Raw genomic sequence first — 21380 nt, 5'->3', positions numbered from 1 at the left:
AATTAGTTTAATAATAGCTATTATTTTAATAGAAATTTTTATAATAAAATTATTAATTTTCTTTATTATTGCAATAACCTTAAATAGATATTTGAATTTTTTTATATGTTATTAAATAGTATCTTACCGTGTGTTAGGTAAAATAAGTATAAAATATAACTTTATATTATAATGTATCTATTCAATTAGTAAAAGATTTAAGAAAAAAATAAATTCATTATTATTAGTATAATTATAGATAATATTAGGTAGATTTTATGGGTAATATTACTAGAATAATAGAAGATAAAACTTATTTATAATAGTAAGCATAGTTACTTAGTATATTAAAATTCAGCAATATAAAATAAATTAAATAATATTAAGTATATAACTAGAAATTTATAATAATAATAACTTTATGATTTTAGTTACATAAAAATAAGGTGCAAATAAATTTAGTACAAGTCTATATTGTTATGTTAATTAGTAGTAGCAGTAATATTAACACCATTGTATAGTGATTTTTTATGCTATTATAAAGTTTAAGATTAAAATAAAACTAAGCATATTATAAAAATAAATAAATTTTTTGTTACTTATTACTTTTTATAGTTTACATTATTCTCTTTTTGCTTATAAGAATAGTATTATTTTTAGTAATTACTTAATATCATCTTATAATATATTAATTAAAATCTTTTATCTATTTTTTAATAAACTTATTAATTTACTTAATAAGTTTATACTTTATTAGTAACGCTATCTTTATAGTATAGCAAACACTAAAGTAGATATACTAATTTATTAATTCTTTTATCTCTAATTAATTAAAATACGAATAGGTAAAGATTATTTAATACTTATTAATTTTTACAAATCATGTCTAAAACAAGAAGTTTTACCTAAATTATAAACATTGTATACTACAACTTAATAAGATTAAGTAACTCTTATATTTTTAGCCTATTATTAATTATTGTTTACCATTAACAATTAATTGTATTAGATTAAATCTTAATATCAATTCTACATAATTATTAATTTAAAAAAAGTTTATTATATTAATAATAAAATTATTTATATAAGTTTTCTATTTATAATTAATTAATTTAATCTATATTATTAGTTCTTATACCATACAAAGTTATAGTAATAATTAACTTTACTCCTTCTTTTATTTCTTTTCTAAAATTAGACTGTAATGATAGTTTTAATAAATAATTAGCATTATTATCCATAATGTTATTAACATTTGATTTATTTATCTAATACTTTTTAAGTATATTGCTATAAATTTTTTTAATTTAAAAATTATTGGTCATATTAAATATGAAATTATATGTAGATTTTTTATAGATACTTAATATTTTTAGCAGTAATTTTATAATTTATTAAATATATAGTACTTTACTTACTCTAAAATTATTAGTTAATACCTCCTAGATATTAAAATTACAATAAATTTCTAATTGATTAGATGTATATTTAATTAGGAATATCTTGAATTAATTAACGATACGTATATTTCTAGAGATATTTAATAATTTTTGTATTCATCAATTATATTCTAGATGATATTACTATTAATATCTTAGTTAAATGAATCTTAAAATAAATTATGTATATTACGCTATGTTTTCTAATAAACTAATTCTTTAAATTATATTAAAAAAATTATTTTTTCTTAATATTATACATAATTTCTATTTTATAAAATTTAATATACTATAATCTAAATAGTATATAATAGATAATAAATTATTAATTATTATTACCTAGAAAAGTTAACCTATTATTTATAATAATATTAATTATACTAACAGAATAAATAATAAATTAATTTTTATTAAAAAATTTTTTTATAAAAAATCTAAAATAAATATATCTTTTAACTATATAGCAATATTAATATAAATAAATTTATTAAACTAAACAATAATAATTATTATTATATAATTTAACTGACAATAGTAATTGTTATAATTAAACAGTATATAAAATATATAATATTTATTATTTAACTAATTTTTTTAATATGATACTTATCATAAATTAGATTAAATAAAAAAATTTTTTATTTAAATTTAATTAACTATAAAAATAATCAAATTATTTTACAATTTTAAATTGTAATGGCTAAAATATATTAATATATAACTATTTTTAAAATTAATAACAAATATAGTTTTTATTATATGGTGAGTGCTATATATAAGTTATTCTATTAGATAATACCTATTATAAAAGCTTGCGTTAAATAATTACCTAATTTTTTTACAAAAATTATTTATTAAATAACAAATCTCAGTACTTCTCTCATTAGTGTCTTACTATTTAGTAATAAATATGTCTACAAACGTTATGATTTGAAGTATGAAGCACTTATTCTTACAAAAAAATAAAAAATAAGCATAAATTTTTATTTATGAACACTACTATGAATAGAATAATTTTATTATGCTTAAATATCGTAATTAAGGTTATTTTTGTGGTACTCTTAGTAAAAGTGAAGCTATTTAATCATAGCTTTTGTTAAATTAATATATAGAGGTGCTAGTATGGAACAATATCCACGTCCTAATAGTTCTATTATTGAACGAATCAACACAGACATTCAGACATATATGGCAAAAGTTTACGGCTGGATGAGTTGTGGTCTTTTACTAACGGCTATTATTGCTTGGTACGCGGCTAATACCCCTGCTATCATGAATCTTATTTTTTCTAGCCAAATTACTTTTTTTGGACTTATTATTATTCAATTAGGTTTAGTTTTTATTATTTCAGATATGATCAATCGTTTAAGTATAACCTTAGCAACTAGTTTATTTATGCTATATTCTACTTTAATGGGTTTAACCATATCTAGTATTTTTGTTATATATACAAACTCATCTATTGCTAGTACTTTTATTATTACAGCAGGGATGTTTGGAACTATGAGTTTCTATGGGTATACTACTAAACATGATCTAAGTAGTCTTGGTAACATGTTATTTATGGGACTTATAGGTATTCTCTTAGCTTCAATAGTTAATATTTGGCTTAAGAGTAACATGTTAATTTGGGTTACTACTTATATTAGTGTTTTACTATTTGTTGCTTTAACTGCCTACGATACTCAGAAACTAAAAAATATGAGTAGACAATTAAATACTAGTGATCAAGATAGATTCCATAAGTATACCATAGTTGGTGCATTAATGTTATATCTTGATTTTATTAACTTATTTTTAATGTTATTACGTATTTTTAGTAATCGTCGTTAATCAAATAGATAACCTAGAGTATTTTTAAAAAAAATTAGTTCTTTTCTATATCTTTAGCCTGTAAATCTGCATGATAAGAAGAGCGAACAAAAGGGCCACAGGCAGCATGGGTAAACCCCATTGCTAATGCCTGTGTTTTCATTTGATTAAATTCATCAGGACTAACATAACGCTGAACAGGTAAATGGTTTCGACTTGGTTGTAAATATTGTCCTAACGTTAACATAGTAACGCCATGGCAGCGAAGATCATGCATTACCTCAATAACTTCGGTATTAGTTTCACCTAAACCAACCATTAGGCCAGATTTAGTTGGAATTTTTGGATGCCGGATATTAAAGCTTTCTAATAGCTTAAGTGATCCCTTATAATTTGCTCCTGGTCGTACCTGTCGATAGATTCGCGGAACATTTTCTAGGTTGTGATTAAATATATCAGGTGGAGTTAATGTTAAAATATCTAACGCTAGATTCATACGTCCACGAAAATCTGGCACTAATATTTCAATTTTAATTGCTGGGTTACTAGCTCTAATATGGACTATACAATTAGCAAAATGTTGCGCACCACCATCATGCAAGTCATCTCGATTGACTGAAGTAATTACTACGTAACGTAGATCCATACTTTTAATAGTTTGCGCTAATTTTTTAGGTTCATTACTATTAAGCACCATAGGACGACCATGAGAAACATCACAAAATGGACAACGACGTGTACATATTGCTCCTAAAATCATAAATGTTGCTGTTCCATGATTAAAGCATTCAGATAAATTAGGACAGGAAGCTTCTTGGCATACTGTATATAAACCATTTTTTTGCATTATAGCTTTAATTTTTTGAATTCTGCTTGAATCAGTAGGAAGCTTTATTTTCAACCACTCAGGCTTAGATAATTGTGCTTGCTGCTTAGTCATAAAAGTTTTAACCGGAATTAATGTTGTCTTATCTAAATTATGGTATTTTGTACCAAGTTTTATAGAGACGAATTTATTCATAGTATAGATTCCAATTTTAAAATAGGTTTTTGTTAAATCTAAGTTTGATGAATAATTTTCGTATAACCTAGCTGTTGAATAAATTTATCTATTAAAATCATTTGTATTTTTTTAAAGGTTATAACTTTATTAGTTAATGCACTGATTTGTGTCATTTTCATATTGGCATGACCACAAGGATTAATGTGTAAAAAAGGTTCTAAATCCATCTTGACATTAAGTGCAAATCCATGCAATGAACATCCCTTACGGATACGTAATCCTAAAGAACAAATTTTTTGTGGGTTAGATTTTAAAACATACACACCTGGTGCGTAAGGGCATGAATAAGAAATGATTCCAAAGTTATCTAATGTTTGTATGACTGTATTTTCTATTGCTGTAACTAGTTGACGTACACTAATTTTTAATCGTTTTAAATCTAACATGACATATATAACTTGTTGACCAGGGCCATGATAAGTAACTTGCCCACCACGATCACTCTGGATTATAGGAATCTCTTTAGGAGGCATTAATAAATGTTCAGCTTTACCTGCTTTACCCTGAGTAAAAACAGGAGGGTGTTGTACTAACCAAATCTCATCTAAAGTATTGTGCGTACGATACTCAGTAAAATTATGCATAGCCTGACATACTAGCATGTAAGGCTTTAGCGCTAGCTGACGTAAAATAATCTGTCGTGATTGTAAAGAACTCATGGATTATAATACTATACGTACTAATGGTAACTTACCTAATTCATGATATAACATTTCTATTTGCTTAATACAAGTTGCAGTAATAGTAATAGAAACTGAATTATAATTATTTTTATTACTAGATTTAATTTTTGGCATATAGTCTCCTGGAATATGACGTTGTACTACGGCAAGTATTTTATCAATAAACTGATCATCAGCAAAACCAATCACTTTATAAGTAAAAAAACAAGGAAATCTAAGTAACTTACCTAATTTATTTTTCATCTCTATTCCTATTATTAACTTTTAACCAAACAAGTGATGGAATACTAATTTGATATAATCAATGAAACATTTAAAGATACTACCTTGTTTTACTTCTTTCATAACAACTAATGGATGCTGAGCAATAATCTTACCATCAAGTTGAAAGTTAATAGTACCTACTACTTGGTTTGTTACTAATGGCGCGTATATTTCTGGGGTATTAAGAGTATAACTAACCTTTACATCTGGTCCTTTACCACGAGGAATAGTAAGATAAACATCTTTTGCTGCACTTAATTGAACTGTATTGTCATTACCAAACCAAGTAGGTTTAGAAATAAATTCCTTATTAGCCTTTAATGGTACAATAGTTTCAAAAAAACGAAAGCCCCAGGTTAATAGTTTTTTACTTTCAATTTCACGTTCTTTAAATGATTTACTACCTAGAACTACCGAAATTAAACGCATCTGTCCTTCCGTTGCTGAAGCTACTAGATTATAGCCAGCAGCTAAAGTATGACCAGTTTTAATACCATCAACCTTAAGGTCTTGATCCCAAAGTAAACCATTACGATTTAACTGCCGAATATTATTAAAGGTAAATTCTTTTTCTTTATAAATAGCGTATTCATTAGGTACATCGTGGATTAATGCCTGACTAATTAATGCCATATCTCGTGCTGAACTATACTGTTGATCGGCATCTAATCCATGAACTGTTTTAAAATACGTATTTTGTAATCTAAGAGTAGTTACGTAGTTATTCATTAAATTAACAAAAAAATCTTGATTACCAGCAATATAATCAGCCATAGCAACACAGGCATCATTACCTGATTGTAAATCAATACCACGGATTAATTTAAAAACTGGCACGGTATCACCAGGCTTTAGAAACATCAATGAAGAACCTTTGAAAATAGGATTATTTGTCGCCCACGCATCGTTACTAATAATTACTTTATCATCTACACTAATTTTACCTAATTTAACAGCCTGACCAATAACATAACTAGTCATTATTTTTGTCAAGCTAGCAGGGGCATGTCGTACATCAGCATTATTTTCAGCTAATACTTTTCCAGAGTTATAATCCATCAATATATAGGCTTTTACATTTATTTTTGGTTCACTAGGAATCATAGTTATTAAATTAACATCATCAGTATTAGCGAAGGAAGTAGTACTAATAATAATAATACTAATACTAATACTAATACTAATTAATACTATATTTTTAATTAAACTAAAAGTAGTAATATATTTCATAATTTATACTTATTATTTATCAAAGCAAATATATGTAATATATTACATAATAAACTCTAAATTTTAAATAATATTTTTCTATGTGCATGTATTAAATTAATATACTAAAAATTTATCATTAGAATAATTACACTAAACAATCGTAGCTAATTAAAGTAAAAAGAATACTAACAATAGGTAAAATCCACTTACCATACCAATATTAATAAATACATACATAAATAAAAAATTAGCATTAAAGCGTTAGTTATTATACAACTAAAATAATCTGTATATTAGAGCTATTGTTACTATTCCACGCATAATAATAGGATAGAATATTAACAGGATTAATACACCATAACCCTAATTTTTGCTAACACTACAAAAATAAAAAATCAATATTGTATTAAGAAAATTATAACTATAATTAAGTATCTTGTAGTAATCCTTAACAAATAGGCTATTAAATTTAATAATAACTTTTAACTAGTTAATATAACAACTAGTATCTAAAAGATCTTTTTCTAAATTAAATAACATAATTACTTAATCATACTAATAACCATGCATAAAAAACTAAAAAATAAGAAAATCCTACTAGAAACAAAGTAGTAATACTAATTACAAGTTAGCTACTCTAGTTAAAAACAAGATAAATAATCTAAAGAATAATTAAAAAAATTAAAATACCTAAATTATATTTTTTACTATTATGAATAAAATAGATATAAAAATAATAATTAATATAATAATAATATTTTTAATAAAGATAAATAAATATTATGATTTATAAAGTATGGACTATTAAAGAAACAATAACTTTAATAATCTATAATAATTATAAATATAATATACCTAAATTAAGTTAGCACTATGCTCCTTTGCTAATTTTATCTAAATATATCGCACCTAACGCCAATAAAATAATATAGGTAAGTAAAAATAGAGCGCTAAATTTTTAATATATTTGTAATGAGATTTATACTATTAATAATATTGTAATAAACCTACGATAATCTAAGTAACCTAGCTTATTATTTCTGTTTCTTATTTGCTGATATTTTATATAGTAAAAATACTATAGTACTAATGATATAATACTATAAATCAATAATAAAATATTAATATATATTTTTGATAATAGTAATCTTATTTATTAGTTTTTAGTTATTATTAAATCTTTTAAAATTAAGTAGATCTTATTATATTAATTGTAATTAAGCATTATTGTAAATAAGTAAAATATAATCTATAATTTAGTAAAAAATTACATCTATAATAGCACTCTTACTTTTATTATCTAATAAGTTGCTATTACCATGATTAGATTTACGGATGATACAAAGAAATTGTTAGTTTATAATTAAATAAATGTGTAGTAATTTTATTAAAATAATAGTTTTTACAAACATAAACTTGTATTGTACTTAATTTTATGACATTCTTGTAGTTGTATATTTTTAAAATCCTAACAATTCATATAATTAATGTAATTAGTTGTATCATATACTTTATTTTTTACTATCCCTTAATAATTAGATTGCTATTAGCCATTACCGTTTTAATGAATATTACCAATCTATAACTGCTTCTTTTACTAATAGAACATTAAACATTATTAATTTTAATATTTAATAGTAAATAAATATTTAATAATAAATAAATATTTTTAACCGCACCTTATTAATTAGTATTATTAATACTTTTACTTTATTTATGTGTTAACGTAATACAATACATTTTTTAGATAAATTAATATCAGCATACTTACTATATCTAAATTTTATAATCTACTCTAATAACTTATTAATTCCTATGCTATAATAATCTAGCAAATACTTATTAATCCCTCTATTACTTTAGCAAAATTTAAATATTTATGTTACAAATTTTTAATTGTAAAAATATTTTTTAGGTTTAGTGACTATAGCTAACTAAGTTTAAATAAACTAATATTTCTATTACTAACGCTGATGCTAAGTTATAGATACTATAATAATATATAGTATTATTATTAATATCATCTGATAAATATCCTGTATCATACGATTAATAAGTAAATGATCAAGATCCTTTAATAATATATAACAATCTTTATTAGAGATGTCACTAACAAATAAATTAGCATTATGACTATAGTTAAAAACTAAAGAATTGATACCTTTTCATTTTGTAGATTAGTTATTATTATAGTAAGCCTAATCATCTTTTATTAACTACTTAATATAGATCTATAGTTTTAAATCTAGTATCAGATAGATACCTTTTCTATTTTATGTAATTGCTACTAATATGATCTTATCATGATCATTAATTATTAATTTCAATTACTCTATAACTTATTATGTCATTTTACTAGGATCTATTTTATTTAGACATTAAATATATTTATTATTAATTTTAGAATATAGTTAATTACATGAATAAACGTAGAACTATAAGGATAATAAAATTATTAATAACTATTAACTTTTATACTTAAAAACAGAATTAGTTAACAGAAAAAAATATAATTTGCATCTTTATAACAGAGTTTTAACTATATTAGAAATAAAAGATATAAATGCTTGTATTTTTTTAAAGTTAATAATATACTTACTTATTAAATTAATAATTAAATTTAACATTTGTAAGATTATTAATAAATTTCTCTATTTTTTCTGATATGCTTATATTTGATAAACAACATAGTTTAACATTAAGTAAATATTACTATAATTATAAATTGTATAACTAATTAATACTAGTAAAAAAGTTTAATATAATCCTTAACATAGCTTGTATAATAATCTTTAAAAAATATTATCTATATATAATAAAGATTAGTTGTTAATATGTTACTTAATAATAAAATATTACAAAATATATTAAATATATATAATAAAAATAACTAACTTAGTTGAATAATTATAAAATAAACTAATTTTTTATTATTTAATAATTAGTATTATAATTCACTTAAATTCATTATCTAATAGTTCTCTATAATAGAGAGAATATATGTTAAATTTATAGCATAATAAATATTTTTTATAACTAAAATACATAACTAAAGGATAAAACATAATATTAGCAAAAGTAATTATTTTTATGCTATATAATATTAATTTAATAAATACTTTACTAACTAAGGTATTTATCAAGATGTACTAAAGATATCTAGAATAATAATTTGAAAATTTTACTTGTAGCGGCTAGCATTAATTTTAATTTTTGTCTTAAGTACTTATGTTGATTTATAAAGTATTTATTTAGAGAGATAACATAAGTAATTAGCAACATTCATTTATACTTAAATGGTATTTTTTGTTTTGAATAACAATTACTTATATTTTTACTATTAACTCTAAAAGAATTAAATATAAAAATAATCTAATAAAATTAGATAAATTATTTTTAATAAAACTAAAATAAATTAAATATAACTTTTTAATTATTATTTACTAAAAAATTAACTATTAATTTTTATTAATTATTACTATAATATATCAATATTAGTATTATTATTGCTAATAAAATGTATTTTTCAAAGCTAGCCATACTATATTCATTAATATTTACGAACTAATTATTATCCATAAGTCAAAATTAAAAATAACATGTAAAATAATTATTTTTAACAACTATTAATCAATAAAAGTGATATGTTACATAGTAACTATTATTTTAAATATAAATAGGTTCAAATAAAATCACAGGATTGCTGCTGTAACAATGTAATTTTTATTAATTAATATAGAAATAAAGTTAACCTTCTATTTTGATAATATCAACAAATTTTTAATTATAGAATGTAATAAATAATATATTTATTACTCTCTTATTTTTACGCTTAATAAATTTTACTTTTATTTATTTTTGTAGTGAAATTTGAATAAATTAGTTAGGCTTATAGTATATTTTAATTAATATTAATAATAATTCATTAAATTATAGGAATATATTACATTAATGCTTACTAGTTATTGCCTATATTATTTTAATAATCTTGCTTATTTTTAGTAATAGTTTTTAGAATAGGTAGTTACAAATAGTGAATGATAGTTTATTAGAGTTATTTCATTACAATCATGTTATAAAGGTAGTAATCCATTACTAGAATAAGTACTAGTATTACTAGATACATTTAATAGAGTCATCACTTTTAGGCATATCTACACATTCTAACTTAAAATAAAAATAACAAAGATCTTAGTCATAATAAGTCTTAATTAAACATATATAAAAGTATAAATATTATATTCAAGGTATTATAACTCTATCCAATAATATTTTATTTAAGTGATTAATAAACTTTTATAAAACTACATTCATGCTATATAGTGAGGTATATAAAAACTTAACATTAATTTTATTTTATAACCTGGGTTCTATAAGAAGTCTAATGAATACAACGAATCAAACAGTTATTTCTGCTTCTACACTTTATGTAGTACCAACACCAATCGGTAACTTAGGTGATATTACTTATAGAGCATTAGAAGTGTTACAACAAGTTAGTATAATAGCAGCAGAAGATACACGTCATACAGGTTTATTATTACAGCATTTTGCTATTAAGACTAATATGTTTATATTTCATGATCATAATGAAAAAAAACAAGCAACAAACCAACTATTAAAAAAATTACAAGCTGGTCAAAGCGTAGCTCTAGTTTCTAATGCAGGAACACCTTTAATTAATGATCCTGGTTATCATTTAGTACGGTGCTGTCATAAAGTTGGCATAAAGGTAGTACCTTTACCAGGAGCTTGCGCTGCTATCACTGCGCTTTCTGCAGCGGGTATCGCTTCAGATCGCTTTTATTATGAAGGATTTTTACCTGCTACAAAAAAAGCACGTAAAGATAGGTTGCAATTGCTTGTTAAAGTACTACCAACTTTAATTTTTCTTGAATCAACCTATCGACTTAAAGAAAGTTTAGCAGATATAATTAGCATATTTGGTTCAGTACGTTATGTAATACTTGCGCGAGAATTAACAAAAATTTATGAATCAATTTACGGCGCGCCAGTGAAAGAACTTTTAGCTTGGGTACAAGAAGATAAATATCGTAGTCGTGGTGAAATAGTATTGATTGTTGAGGGATATAAAGCTTTAATTAATGATTCAATACCTGCAGAAGCATTACGTACTTTAACATTATTACAGCAAGAACTACCATTAAAAAAAGCGGCAGCATTAACTGCTAAAATTCATAGTATAAAAAAAAATATTTTGTATCGTTATAGCATAGTTTAAGAAAAATTTAAAATAAGTTTTAATGACATTTTATTATAACCTTGTTATAATTATTCAAGGAGTTAACCAGACAGTCGCCGTTTTAACGTAATTTTTTAAAAGAATTATGATAGAGGGGAGGAAAGTCCGGGCTCCACAGAGCAAGGTGCCAGGTAATTCCTGGGAGGCTTAAGCCTACGACAAGTGCAACAGAGAGTAGACCACCAATGGCTCGTGCAAACGAGATCAGGTAAGGGTGAAAGGGTGTGGTAAGAGCGCACCGCGCAACTGGTAACAGTTTTGTGGCATGGTAAACTCCACCTGGAGCAAGGCCAAATAGAGGTTCATATGGTGCGGCTCGCATTGAACCTGGGTAGGCTGCTTGAGCTAGTAAGTGATTATTAGCCTAGATGAATGACTGTCTACAACAGGACCCGGCTTATCGGTTAACTCCCCAATACAAAACGTTAAATAATAATATTTATTATTATTTTTGTGAGTTTTTTAGAAAATTATAATACCTTATAGAAAAGTTGATATAACTATATATAAGGCATTAACTACCTATAGTATAATAGGTAGTTAATATAATAGTTTTTTAATAATCTATCAAATAAGGGAATTATAAAATAATAAAGAATAACAGAATTAAATTATTCTAATTTAAAAATATAATAGTATAAATTTTTACTTTATGCTACATATTAAATAACATTAAAAATTAATAGCACTATAACTAAAAACTTAAGTATAATATTATATATTATACTATACAAAAACTTGCTTTGATATTTTTTATTAATTGCTATTAAGTTAACTAACTAATCAAAAAGCTTAGTTATTTAATATAATATTAAAATTTTTTAATAATAAATTATTAAATACTATTATTACTTTTTCAATACTCTAGATATCATAAAAAATATTACTATGAGTAATAAGGTTATTATAATTAACTTAAATACTATTAATTAAAGAAGTAAATATTAATTTTAAATTAGATCATAAATTTTTATCTTTATTATGATTTACATTAATGTGTTTTTTACGCCATATAAAAAAAAGTGAACCAAATAAGCTAATCACGAGTAATACTATTGGTAGTAATATTAAAAAAAACATTATTTGATCTTCATATTTAATAAAAATTGGCATTTTACCTAATACGAACCCTAAAGAAGTAAGGATAAAGACCCAAAGAAAACCACTAACTGAATTGAAAAACTGAAAACGTGTATTACTTAAACCAGTAATACCAGCAATTGTCGGTAATAAAGTACGAATAAAAGCCAAAAAACGACCTAATAAAAGAGCAGATAAACCATGATGATATAACAATTGGCATGACCTTTCATAATAATGAATAGGAAGATAGGCAAGCCATCCTTTCATGATTTTAGTATTACCCAACCATCGACCCTGAATATAACTCAACCAACCTCCTAAGCTAGCGGCTATTGTTAGCACAATTATTGTAATAGAGAAATTCATTGTATCCTTTGCTACTAACACACCAACAAGAATAAGCAGGCTATCACCTGGTAAAAAAGCAGTAGGTAGTAAACCATTTTCAAGAAAAATTATTATAAATAATAAAATATAGACAGCATAAACTAAAGAGGGGTTCGCTAACATTTCATAATCTTGTTGCCATAGTGCGTGTAAAAGTTTTAAAAAAATATCCATATGTTCTTCCTGGTAACCAAGCCTCTTTTGAAACTTCTACATAATATGTATTCCATATAGTGTAATACTTTCCCATTCTTGTATGCTAAATACACTTCTTATACTTTATTTTTTAATTACTTTTAGGAAAGTAAGATTAAAAATATTACTATAGTAAAATCACGGATATAAAATAGATAAATATAGAATAATAGGTAATGTTTATTAATTATTAGCTAAATGCAATAATTATTTAATGCGTATATATAAAATATATTCTTTAGAAACCTATTTTAAATCTCTTATTATTATCATATTTTAATTAAATAATTAATTAAAACTTATTTAGTATACTTATTTGTTTTTTCGTATATAAAAAGTAAAACTATATTTTACCTATTTTTGACCATTTTGCTTAAATAAAATATCATTTCATATCATGTTGGTCAAAATAGACGGTTAATTAGTAAGAGTGAGTATTTATTTCTATGCTTAATCAAGGACAATCTTTAAAACATCTTAATACTTTTGCTTTACCTGTATACGCTACTCAGGTAATAAGTGTTAATTCAGTTAGCGCATTAATTGCTACCTGGAATGAAGCAAGAATAATAGATCAAGCTATTTTATTACTTGGTGAAGGCAGTAATGTGTTATTTATTGAAGATTTTTCAGGAATCTTATTATTAAATCGAATCAAAGGTATTAGTTATACTGAGGATAATAGTGCTTGGTATTTACATGTCGGTGCTGGTGAAAATTGGCATTATTTAGTTTGTTATACATTACAACATTGTATAAATGGACTAGAAAATTTAGCCTTGATTCCTGGTTGTGTTGGTGCAGCTCCAATCCAGAATATTGGTGCCTATGGAGTTGAGTTACAAAACGTCTGTCAATATATTGATTTACTTGATCTAAATAACGGCACAAGTCAGCGTTTGATGGTTGAAGATTGTAAATTTGGCTATCGTGATAGTATTTTTAAACATTCTTATAAAGAAAGTTTTGTTATTATTGCAGTAGGGATTAAATTAATTAAAGCATGGATTCCAACATTAAGTCATAGTGATTTAAATCAGTTAGATCCATCAACCATTACTGCTAAAGAAATTTTCAATAAAGTTTGTGCTATACGTAGGCGTAAAATACCTGATCCAACTATTACAGGGAATGCTGGTAGTTTTTTTAAAAACCCAATAGTCAGTAGAAAAAAGGTAATGGAGATCTTAAAAAAATATCCCAAAGCTCCTTATTATATTCAGCCTAATCATTGTATAAAATTAGCAGCAGGGTGGTTAATAGAGAACTGTGCTTTAAAAGGATATCGTGTAGGAGGTGCAGCAGTACATCAACAACAAGCTGCAGTGTTAGTTAATATTAATAATGCTGTTAGCCAGGATATATTAAATTTAGCTCGTCATGTATATAAACAGGTGGCTACGAAATTTGCAATTTATTTAGAGCCAGAAGTTAATTTTATTGCAGCGAATGGGAAAATTAATCCATCAGAGTGTGTTAAATGAAAAATATTAAACTTCATTTAAAATTAATAAATATATTGGCTGATGGTTTTTTTCATTCTAATGAACAATTAGGTAATATTACAGGAATGAGTTATGTAGCTATTTATAAGCATATTCAAATTATTAGAGAGTGGGGACTAAATATATTTACCTTATATGATAAAGGTTATTACCTACCTTATCCAATACAATTACTTAATAAACAACTAATACTTAGCTATACTCCTTTAAGACAGGTGAATGTTTTATCTATAGTAGACTCAACTAATCAATACCTATTAGAACATATAAATGAACTTCAATCTGGTGACGCTTGCGTTGCTGAATATCAAAGTGCTGGTCGGGGACGATATGGTCGTCAATGGATATCACCATTTGGTGTTAATCTTTATCTCTCTATGTATTGGTATTTAAAGCAAGGTTGTTCTGCTACTATTGGGTTAAGTTTAGTTATTGGTATAGTTATAGCAGAAGTATTAAAAAAGCTAGGGGTACACGATATCCGTGTAAAATGGCCAAATGATATTTACTTATATAATAAAAAATTAGCAGGGATCCTAATAGAATTAATAAGTAATACTGGTAATGGTACTCAATTAATTATTGGAATAGGTATTAATATTTTAATGCGAAGATCACACACAGAATTAATTGATCAAGATTGGATTAATTTAGAGGAAGTAGGAATTAATATTGATCGTAATCAATTAACTGTAGAGTTATTATCTGTATTGCAATATGAGATATCTCAATTTGAAAAAAATGGATTAACAGATTTTATTCCACGCTGGTTTAGATTAGATAATTATCTTAATCGCCCAGTAAAACTAATTATTGGAGATCAAGAAATACTAGGTATAAATATAGGTATTAATCTACAAGGTGCATTATTATTAGAACAAAATGGTATAAAAAGAATCTATTTTGGTGGTGAGATATCACTTCGTGGTCTGTAGATTAACTAATATTCTGTTAGTTAGCAATTAAAAAATTAAAAATAATATTATTTATATAATTACTATAATAGTATGCTAACTCTATTAAATGTTATTTAAATTCTATTTCTATTAGAGATAATTAAAAAATAATTACTATTATAATATAATTAGTGTTGTATTTATAATAATAAAATAAAAAATATTTTAGATAAAAAATTTAAATAAAATATTAGATAATTAAATAAAAATTTATAATATTAGTTACTAACTATATGACGAATATATAATTCAATTATTTATTTTATTAAATAGATTTGTTACCTGATGATTTTTATTTATAATTTTATTTAAATCAAGCTATAAATAATATAATAGATATAGTATAGTTTAATTAGATTAAATCTCTTATAACTAAAATTATAAAATAAAATAAATTTTTTTAAAAAAATATTATTATTTAAGAAATTCATTAAAAAATTTTATGAATATGAAGATATAATTAAATATAAAATAATAAAAGCGCTTTAATCTATTTAAAATAATTATTTTAGTTTTATTATTCTAAATATCTTTGTGTAGGGTTTAATGCTAGTAAAGATGGTAAGATAGATTTCGTAATTAATAGTATTTTAGGAGAATATAGTGATCTTTTAAAAAAATATTAAAATTTTAATAAATAGTCATTACCCATAATTTTATAAATTTAAGATGCTAAAATTAGTCCTGTATTTATTTTGTATTCATATAGAAAGATTGCATTAATAAAGTTTTAGATAAATTAAATACTAAGGCTATCATACTATAAAAATAATATTAAAAAATACTTAAGAACCTGTCTAGAATCTATTGCATAACACGTGTATTACTTTGTTTTACAGAGGAGTTATATGTTTACGATTTATTACTCCAATCAATTAGATATATTAAAAGAATTAACTGCTATTATAATGGAGCGCAATCCTTTAAAAAATCCTTTTCAGCAAGAGGTAATACTAGTACAAAGTTCAGGTATGGCGCAATGGTTACAGATTCAGTTAGCACAAAAACTTGGTATTGCAGCAAATATTCAGTTTCCTCTTCCTGCAGCCTTTATTTGGGATACCTTTACTAAGGTGTTGCCTAATATTCCTAAAGAAAGTGCTTTTAGTAAACAGGCAATGAAATGGAAATTAATGTGGTTATTACCCACTTTACTTGAAAATCCTATTTTTACTGAAATAAAACATTATCTAGGTGATAATAATGAAAAGAAAAAAATTTATCAATTAGCAACACGGATAGCTGATCTTTTTGATCAATATTTAGTTTATCGTCCTGAATGGTTAAAAAAATGGGAAAATGGACAGTTAATTGATGGACTTGGTAATGCGCAACAATGGCAAGCACTTTTGTGGGCAGAATTAATACAATATACCCATCAACTAAAACAATCTAAATGGCATAGAGCTAATCTTTATCAGCATTTTATTTATAGATTACATGAAAATAATATATGTCTTTCTAGTTTACCTAAGCGTGTGTTTATCTGTGGTATTTCTGCATTACCTCCTATTTATTTACAAGTTTTACAAGCCTTAGGGAAACATATTGAAATTCATCTAATGTTTACTAATCCTTGTCGTTATTTTTGGAGTGATATCCAGGATTATACGTTTCTAGCAAAGCTAGAAAATCGTAAAAGACGTTATTTTCAAGGATCTTTGTTACCTAATTTATTTCGTAATCCACAGTTAATAAATAAATTATTTAATACTGAAGGCCAACAAAATCTTAGTAACCCATTACTTGCTTCTTGGGGAAGATTAGGGCGAGATTATATATATTTATTATCACAATTTGACGATACTCAAGAGGTCCATGCCTTTGTAGATATTGAACCTAATAATCTCTTGCATACAATACAGAATAATATTCTAGAATTAGAAAATCATACAGTCATCGGCGTTAATGAAAAAACTTTTACTCATAGTAATCAAAAACAATTATTAGATTTGCAAGACTATTCAATTAGCATACATGTCTGTCATAGTCCACAGCGGGAGATAGAAGTTTTACAGGATTATATATTAGATTTATTATCGGTTAATGAACAGTTAACAATACGTGATATTATTGTAATGGTAGCTGATATTGATAATTATACTCCATATATCCAAGCTGTATTTAGTAACGCAACTGCTGAGCGTTATTTGCCCTTCACTATTTCAGATCGTAAATCTAGTCAAGTTCATCCTATATTACAAACATTTATTACATTGCTTAATTTACCACAAAGTCGCTTTACTTCAGAAGAGGTATTAGCACTATTAGAAATTGATAGCTTAGCAAAAAAATTTGGTATCGATAAAAGTGAATTACGTTACTTGCGTCAATGGGTAAAAGAGGTGGGTATACGTTGGGGATTAGACGATGATAATGTGCGACAATTTTCTCTACCACCAACTGGTCAGCATACTTGGAAGTTTGGATTAACTCGTATGCTTTTAGGCTATGCTATGGATAGCAAAGCAGGTGACTGGCAAGGAATATTACCTTACGATGAATCAAGCGGTTTAGCTGCTGAACTAGTTGGACGGTTAGCGGAAATGATTATGCAACTTAGTTTATGGCGTCAACAACTAATTAATATACGCACACTAGCAGAATGGTTACCTATATGTCAACAATTACTTAACGCTTTTTTTGAACGTTCTGAAGATAATGAAGAGATTTTAGCATTAATAGAACAACAATGGCAAAAAATTATTAATTATGGTGAAGCAGCGCAATATCCTGATAATATACCTATTACTTTATTACGAGATGATTTGATATCATACTTTAATAACGAAAAGATAAGTCAGCGTTTTTTAGCTGGATCAATTAATTTTTGTACACTAATGCCAATGCGCTCTATTCCTTTTAAAATTATCTGTTTATTAGGTATGAATGATGGTAACTACCCAAGAACAGTGCCTCCATTAGGTTTTGATTTAATGGCACAACAAGCACAAAGAGGTGATCGTAACCGTCGGGATGATGATCGTTATCTTTTTCTAGAAGCATTAATATCTGCTCAACAACAGCTCTATATTAGTTATATTGGTAACTCTATTCAGGATAATAGTAAATGCTATCCTTCAGTCTTAGTTAGTGAACTCCTTAACTATCTAATACAAAGTTATTATATACCGGGAGATGGTAACCTTAATGCTGATGATAGTGCTAAACGTGTAGCTCAGCATATTGTTAGGCAACATACATGTAATCCTTTTACCATAGATAATTTTATCATTAACTGTAAACAGCAAAGTTATGCAGTAGAATGGTTACCAGCAGCACAAGCTCATGGTCAAATATATCCTAATTTTAGTTGCCCCCTAGTGACGAAACCATTAACTAAACTAACTCTAGATGATTTAATACGTTTTTATCGCCATCCAGTACGTGCTTTTTTTCAATTACGCCTTGGCGTAAACTTTGTAATTAAAGAAACAGAATTATCTACTGAAGAACCTTTTATCTTAGATAATTTAGCGCGTTATCAATTTAATACTTTATTTTTAAATACCTTAATAGAGCAAGAAGACATTAATAAATTTATTGCCAGATCCAAGGCTTCAGGTACTTTACCTTATAGTTCTTTTGGAGAAATATATTGGCAGAGTCAACAAAAAGAAATAGCATCACTTGCAAAACAAATCCGTAGTGAGCGTAGTAAATATCATAGTATAGAATTAGATATTAAATTGGGAGAAACTAAACTAGTTGGCTGGTTACATCGAGTACAAACTGATGGATTGCTCCGCTGGCGACCAACAAAACTAACAGCTATGGATGGAATGTTACTATGGTTAGAACACCTTGTTTATTGCCTAGCTGGGGGTAATAATGAAAGTCGGATATATGGTTGCAAAGGAACTATGTGGCGGTTTAAATCTTTATTACAATCTGACGCACAACACTACTTACAACTTTTATATACTGGATATCAGCGAGGAATGAGCCAACCTTTATTGCTATTATATAAAAGTGGTTGGTCATGGTTGATAAATTGTTTTCATACAGAAACTGGACAAATTTGCTGGAATGAAAAAACACAAACTAAAGCTAAAGAAAAATTATTGCAAACATGGCAAGGTAATTTACAACAAAATACAGGAGAAAAAAAAGATTTTTATATCCAACGTATTTTACAGATAATAGATGATAAATATCTACAAATTATCTTACAAGAAGCTGAACGTTATTTGTTACCAATAGCTCGTCATGGTTTAATTAAATGCTAATTATTACAATAATCTTATAACTTAATATTTAATGTATAAATAATTTATTTTTGCACAATATTAAGATTATTTATCTATTTATATTTTATTAACATGCATTAGCTATTAAAGAAAATAAGCTCTAGTCTATATATAAATAATAATATACTTTAATATAGGAAATATTAATCTAAAGTAGTGAGTTAAATAAATTATTATTACTTAACATCTAATAAAATTATTACCAAATAAATATAATGGTATTTTGCTTAGTATAGAGAACTATTCTGATGCTTATTAACAGAAATATTTAATATTTAGCAGAAATACTCAAAGTATTTATCATACATTTAAGCATATCAAGCTTTGCTATAAAATTTTAGCATAGACTCTATGATTTACGTTTTAGCAATTAGAATACGTATTAATTCATTAAGTGTCCTTAAGAGATGTTGTTAATTATTGATGCTTTTAATTATAATGTTAATAATAAGATTTTTTATTGATGCTGATATTATATTAAATAGGGAACGCAAATAAGATTAAGTAATGAGTAAAATATTTAGTAGTTTGTTATATATTCTTAAGTTATTTTTTAATTTTGTTATAATCTTAAATATTTCTCTAACTAAGCAAAAATACTTACTAACTATCTTATAGATGTTTTTTAATAATAATTAAATAGTGTCTATTCAACTATTACTGAAAAACATCTTTTTATATATATTTCTTTATTTTCTTAAATTATGCTTCTTAATTCGTAGTAAAATACTTAATAATTTTCTAAGATTCTATTATAAATATTTTTATTACTATGCCTAAAAGAAAAAATAAACATAAAAGTATAGTTTTTCATATGAAATAAAAGAAATTAGTGAATATTTTAAGTTAGTTTTTGATAAATAATTTGATTAAACACAGTGAATATAAAAAATTTTAAATAGGTTCTAAAAAATAACGATATAAATAATAATTAGAGTATTGACAGATAAGAAATTTATTCAAACCTATAAGGAAGCAAAATGACTTTTACTTTAATATTAGCTTATTTATTAGGCTAGATCCTTAGTATTTACTAGTCCAAAGATTCTATAGTCATAATAGGATTACCTTTTAGTTTAAAGTTTTCCGTATCTATTTACTACTATTATTTATGGTATTTTGTTGGTTAATAGTACACTTTATTTTCCGTAATATCTCTCTAGAAAAAATGTAAACTAATATAGTTTTGCCATTAGTTATTCACCTAATATTAGTATTTATGTTATCTGTTTATTTCTATGCATATCAACATACAGTAAGGGTTCTTTAACAAATACTTCATTAGTAAT

The 21380-nt window shown here is 24.8% G+C and carries 10 protein-coding genes and 1 other RNA gene; 6 read left to right on the top strand and 5 right to left on the bottom strand.

The annotated features are described in order from the left end of the window. Positions 1-2540: 2540 nt before the first annotated feature. The gene (locus AB4W73_RS01730) at positions 2541-3251 is read left to right on the top strand and encodes a Bax inhibitor-1 family protein (protein WP_367680709.1); all 711 of its coding nucleotides are present in this window, start codon (positions 2541-2543) and stop codon (positions 3249-3251) included. 34 nt (positions 3252-3285) lie between these two features. Here AB4W73_RS01730 and lipA read toward each other — a convergent pair whose 3' ends face one another. From lipA to dacA, 4 genes are read right to left on the bottom strand one after another with little or no spacing between them, the layout of a single operon-like run. Further along, positions 3286-4251: a lipoyl synthase gene (gene lipA, locus AB4W73_RS01725; RefSeq protein WP_367680708.1), complete on the bottom strand. Its 966-nt coding sequence runs from the start codon at positions 4249-4251 to the stop codon at positions 3286-3288. Positions 4252-4289: 38 nt separating this feature from the next. Further along, positions 4290-4952: a lipoyl(octanoyl) transferase LipB gene (gene lipB / locus AB4W73_RS01720; RefSeq protein WP_367680707.1), complete on the bottom strand. Its 663-nt coding sequence runs from the start codon at positions 4950-4952 to the stop codon at positions 4290-4292. Between the two features lie 3 nt (positions 4953-4955). After that, positions 4956-5219: a DUF493 family protein YbeD gene (gene ybeD / locus AB4W73_RS01715; protein WP_367680706.1), complete on the bottom strand. Its 264-nt coding sequence runs from the start codon at positions 5217-5219 to the stop codon at positions 4956-4958. 21 nt (positions 5220-5240) lie between these two features. Next, complete coding sequence (gene dacA / locus AB4W73_RS01710; protein WP_367680705.1) at positions 5241-6470, bottom strand: D-alanyl-D-alanine carboxypeptidase DacA; 1230 nt, start codon at positions 6468-6470, stop codon at positions 5241-5243. 4366 nt (positions 6471-10836) lie between these two features. Here dacA and rsmI point away from each other — a divergent pair. Continuing rightward, positions 10837-11694 (top strand): 16S rRNA (cytidine(1402)-2'-O)-methyltransferase, encoded by an 858-nt coding sequence (gene rsmI, locus AB4W73_RS01705; RefSeq protein WP_367680704.1) that lies wholly within the window; start codon positions 10837-10839, stop codon positions 11692-11694. Between the two features lie 58 nt (positions 11695-11752). Further along, positions 11753-12131, top strand: an RNA gene (rnpB, locus tag AB4W73_RS01700) — RNase P RNA component class A. A 544-nt stretch (positions 12132-12675) separates the two neighbouring features. Here the strand turns inward: rnpB and AB4W73_RS01695 are convergent. Further along, a complete protein-coding gene (locus AB4W73_RS01695) occupies positions 12676-13359 on the bottom strand; it encodes a DedA family protein (RefSeq protein ID WP_367680703.1) in 684 nt (227 codons plus the stop codon). Positions 13360-13826: 467 nt separating this feature from the next. On the opposite strand from AB4W73_RS01695, the gene murB reads away from it, so the two are divergent. From murB to recC, 3 genes are all read left to right on the top strand, one after another. Continuing rightward, a complete protein-coding gene (murB, locus tag AB4W73_RS01690) occupies positions 13827-14864 on the top strand; it encodes a UDP-N-acetylmuramate dehydrogenase (protein WP_367680702.1) in 1038 nt (345 codons plus the stop codon). Next, positions 14861-15820, top strand: a complete 960-nt coding sequence (gene birA, locus AB4W73_RS01685; protein ID WP_367680701.1) for a bifunctional biotin--[acetyl-CoA-carboxylase] ligase/biotin operon repressor BirA — start codon at positions 14861-14863, stop codon at positions 15818-15820. The genes murB and birA overlap by 4 nt, the downstream gene beginning before the upstream one ends. A gap of 869 nt (positions 15821-16689) precedes the next feature. After that, complete coding sequence (gene recC / locus AB4W73_RS01680; RefSeq protein WP_367680700.1) at positions 16690-20070, top strand: exodeoxyribonuclease V subunit gamma; 3381 nt, start codon at positions 16690-16692, stop codon at positions 20068-20070. The last annotated feature ends 1310 nt before the right edge of the window (positions 20071-21380 follow it).

Origin of the sequence: Candidatus Fukatsuia anoeciicola (assembly GCF_964059965.1) — a bacterium.
GTDB lineage: Bacteria > Pseudomonadota > Gammaproteobacteria > Enterobacterales > Enterobacteriaceae > Fukatsuia > Fukatsuia anoeciicola.
The sequence above is the reverse complement of the archived record's forward strand: the minus strand, read 5'-3'. Positions and strand labels throughout refer to the sequence as shown.

Coding starts and splice junctions, on each gene's coding strand:
- AB4W73_RS01730 (WP_367680709.1), top strand. CDS start 2,541: ATGGAACAATATCCACGTCCTAATAGTTCTATTATTGAACGAATCAAC.
- lipA (WP_367680708.1), bottom strand. CDS start 4,251: ATGAATAAATTCGTCTCTATAAAACTTGGTACAAAATACCATAATTTA.
- lipB (WP_367680707.1), bottom strand. CDS start 4,952: ATGAGTTCTTTACAATCACGACAGATTATTTTACGTCAGCTAGCGCTA.
- ybeD (WP_367680706.1), bottom strand. CDS start 5,219: ATGAAAAATAAATTAGGTAAGTTACTTAGATTTCCTTGTTTTTTTACT.
- dacA (WP_367680705.1), bottom strand. CDS start 6,470: ATGAAATATATTACTACTTTTAGTTTAATTAAAAATATAGTATTAATT.
- rsmI (WP_367680704.1), top strand. CDS start 10,837: ATGAATACAACGAATCAAACAGTTATTTCTGCTTCTACACTTTATGTA.
- AB4W73_RS01695 (WP_367680703.1), bottom strand. CDS start 13,359: ATGGATATTTTTTTAAAACTTTTACACGCACTATGGCAACAAGATTAT.
- murB (WP_367680702.1), top strand. CDS start 13,827: ATGCTTAATCAAGGACAATCTTTAAAACATCTTAATACTTTTGCTTTA.
- birA (WP_367680701.1), top strand. CDS start 14,861: ATGAAAAATATTAAACTTCATTTAAAATTAATAAATATATTGGCTGAT.
- recC (WP_367680700.1), top strand. CDS start 16,690: ATGTTTACGATTTATTACTCCAATCAATTAGATATATTAAAAGAATTA.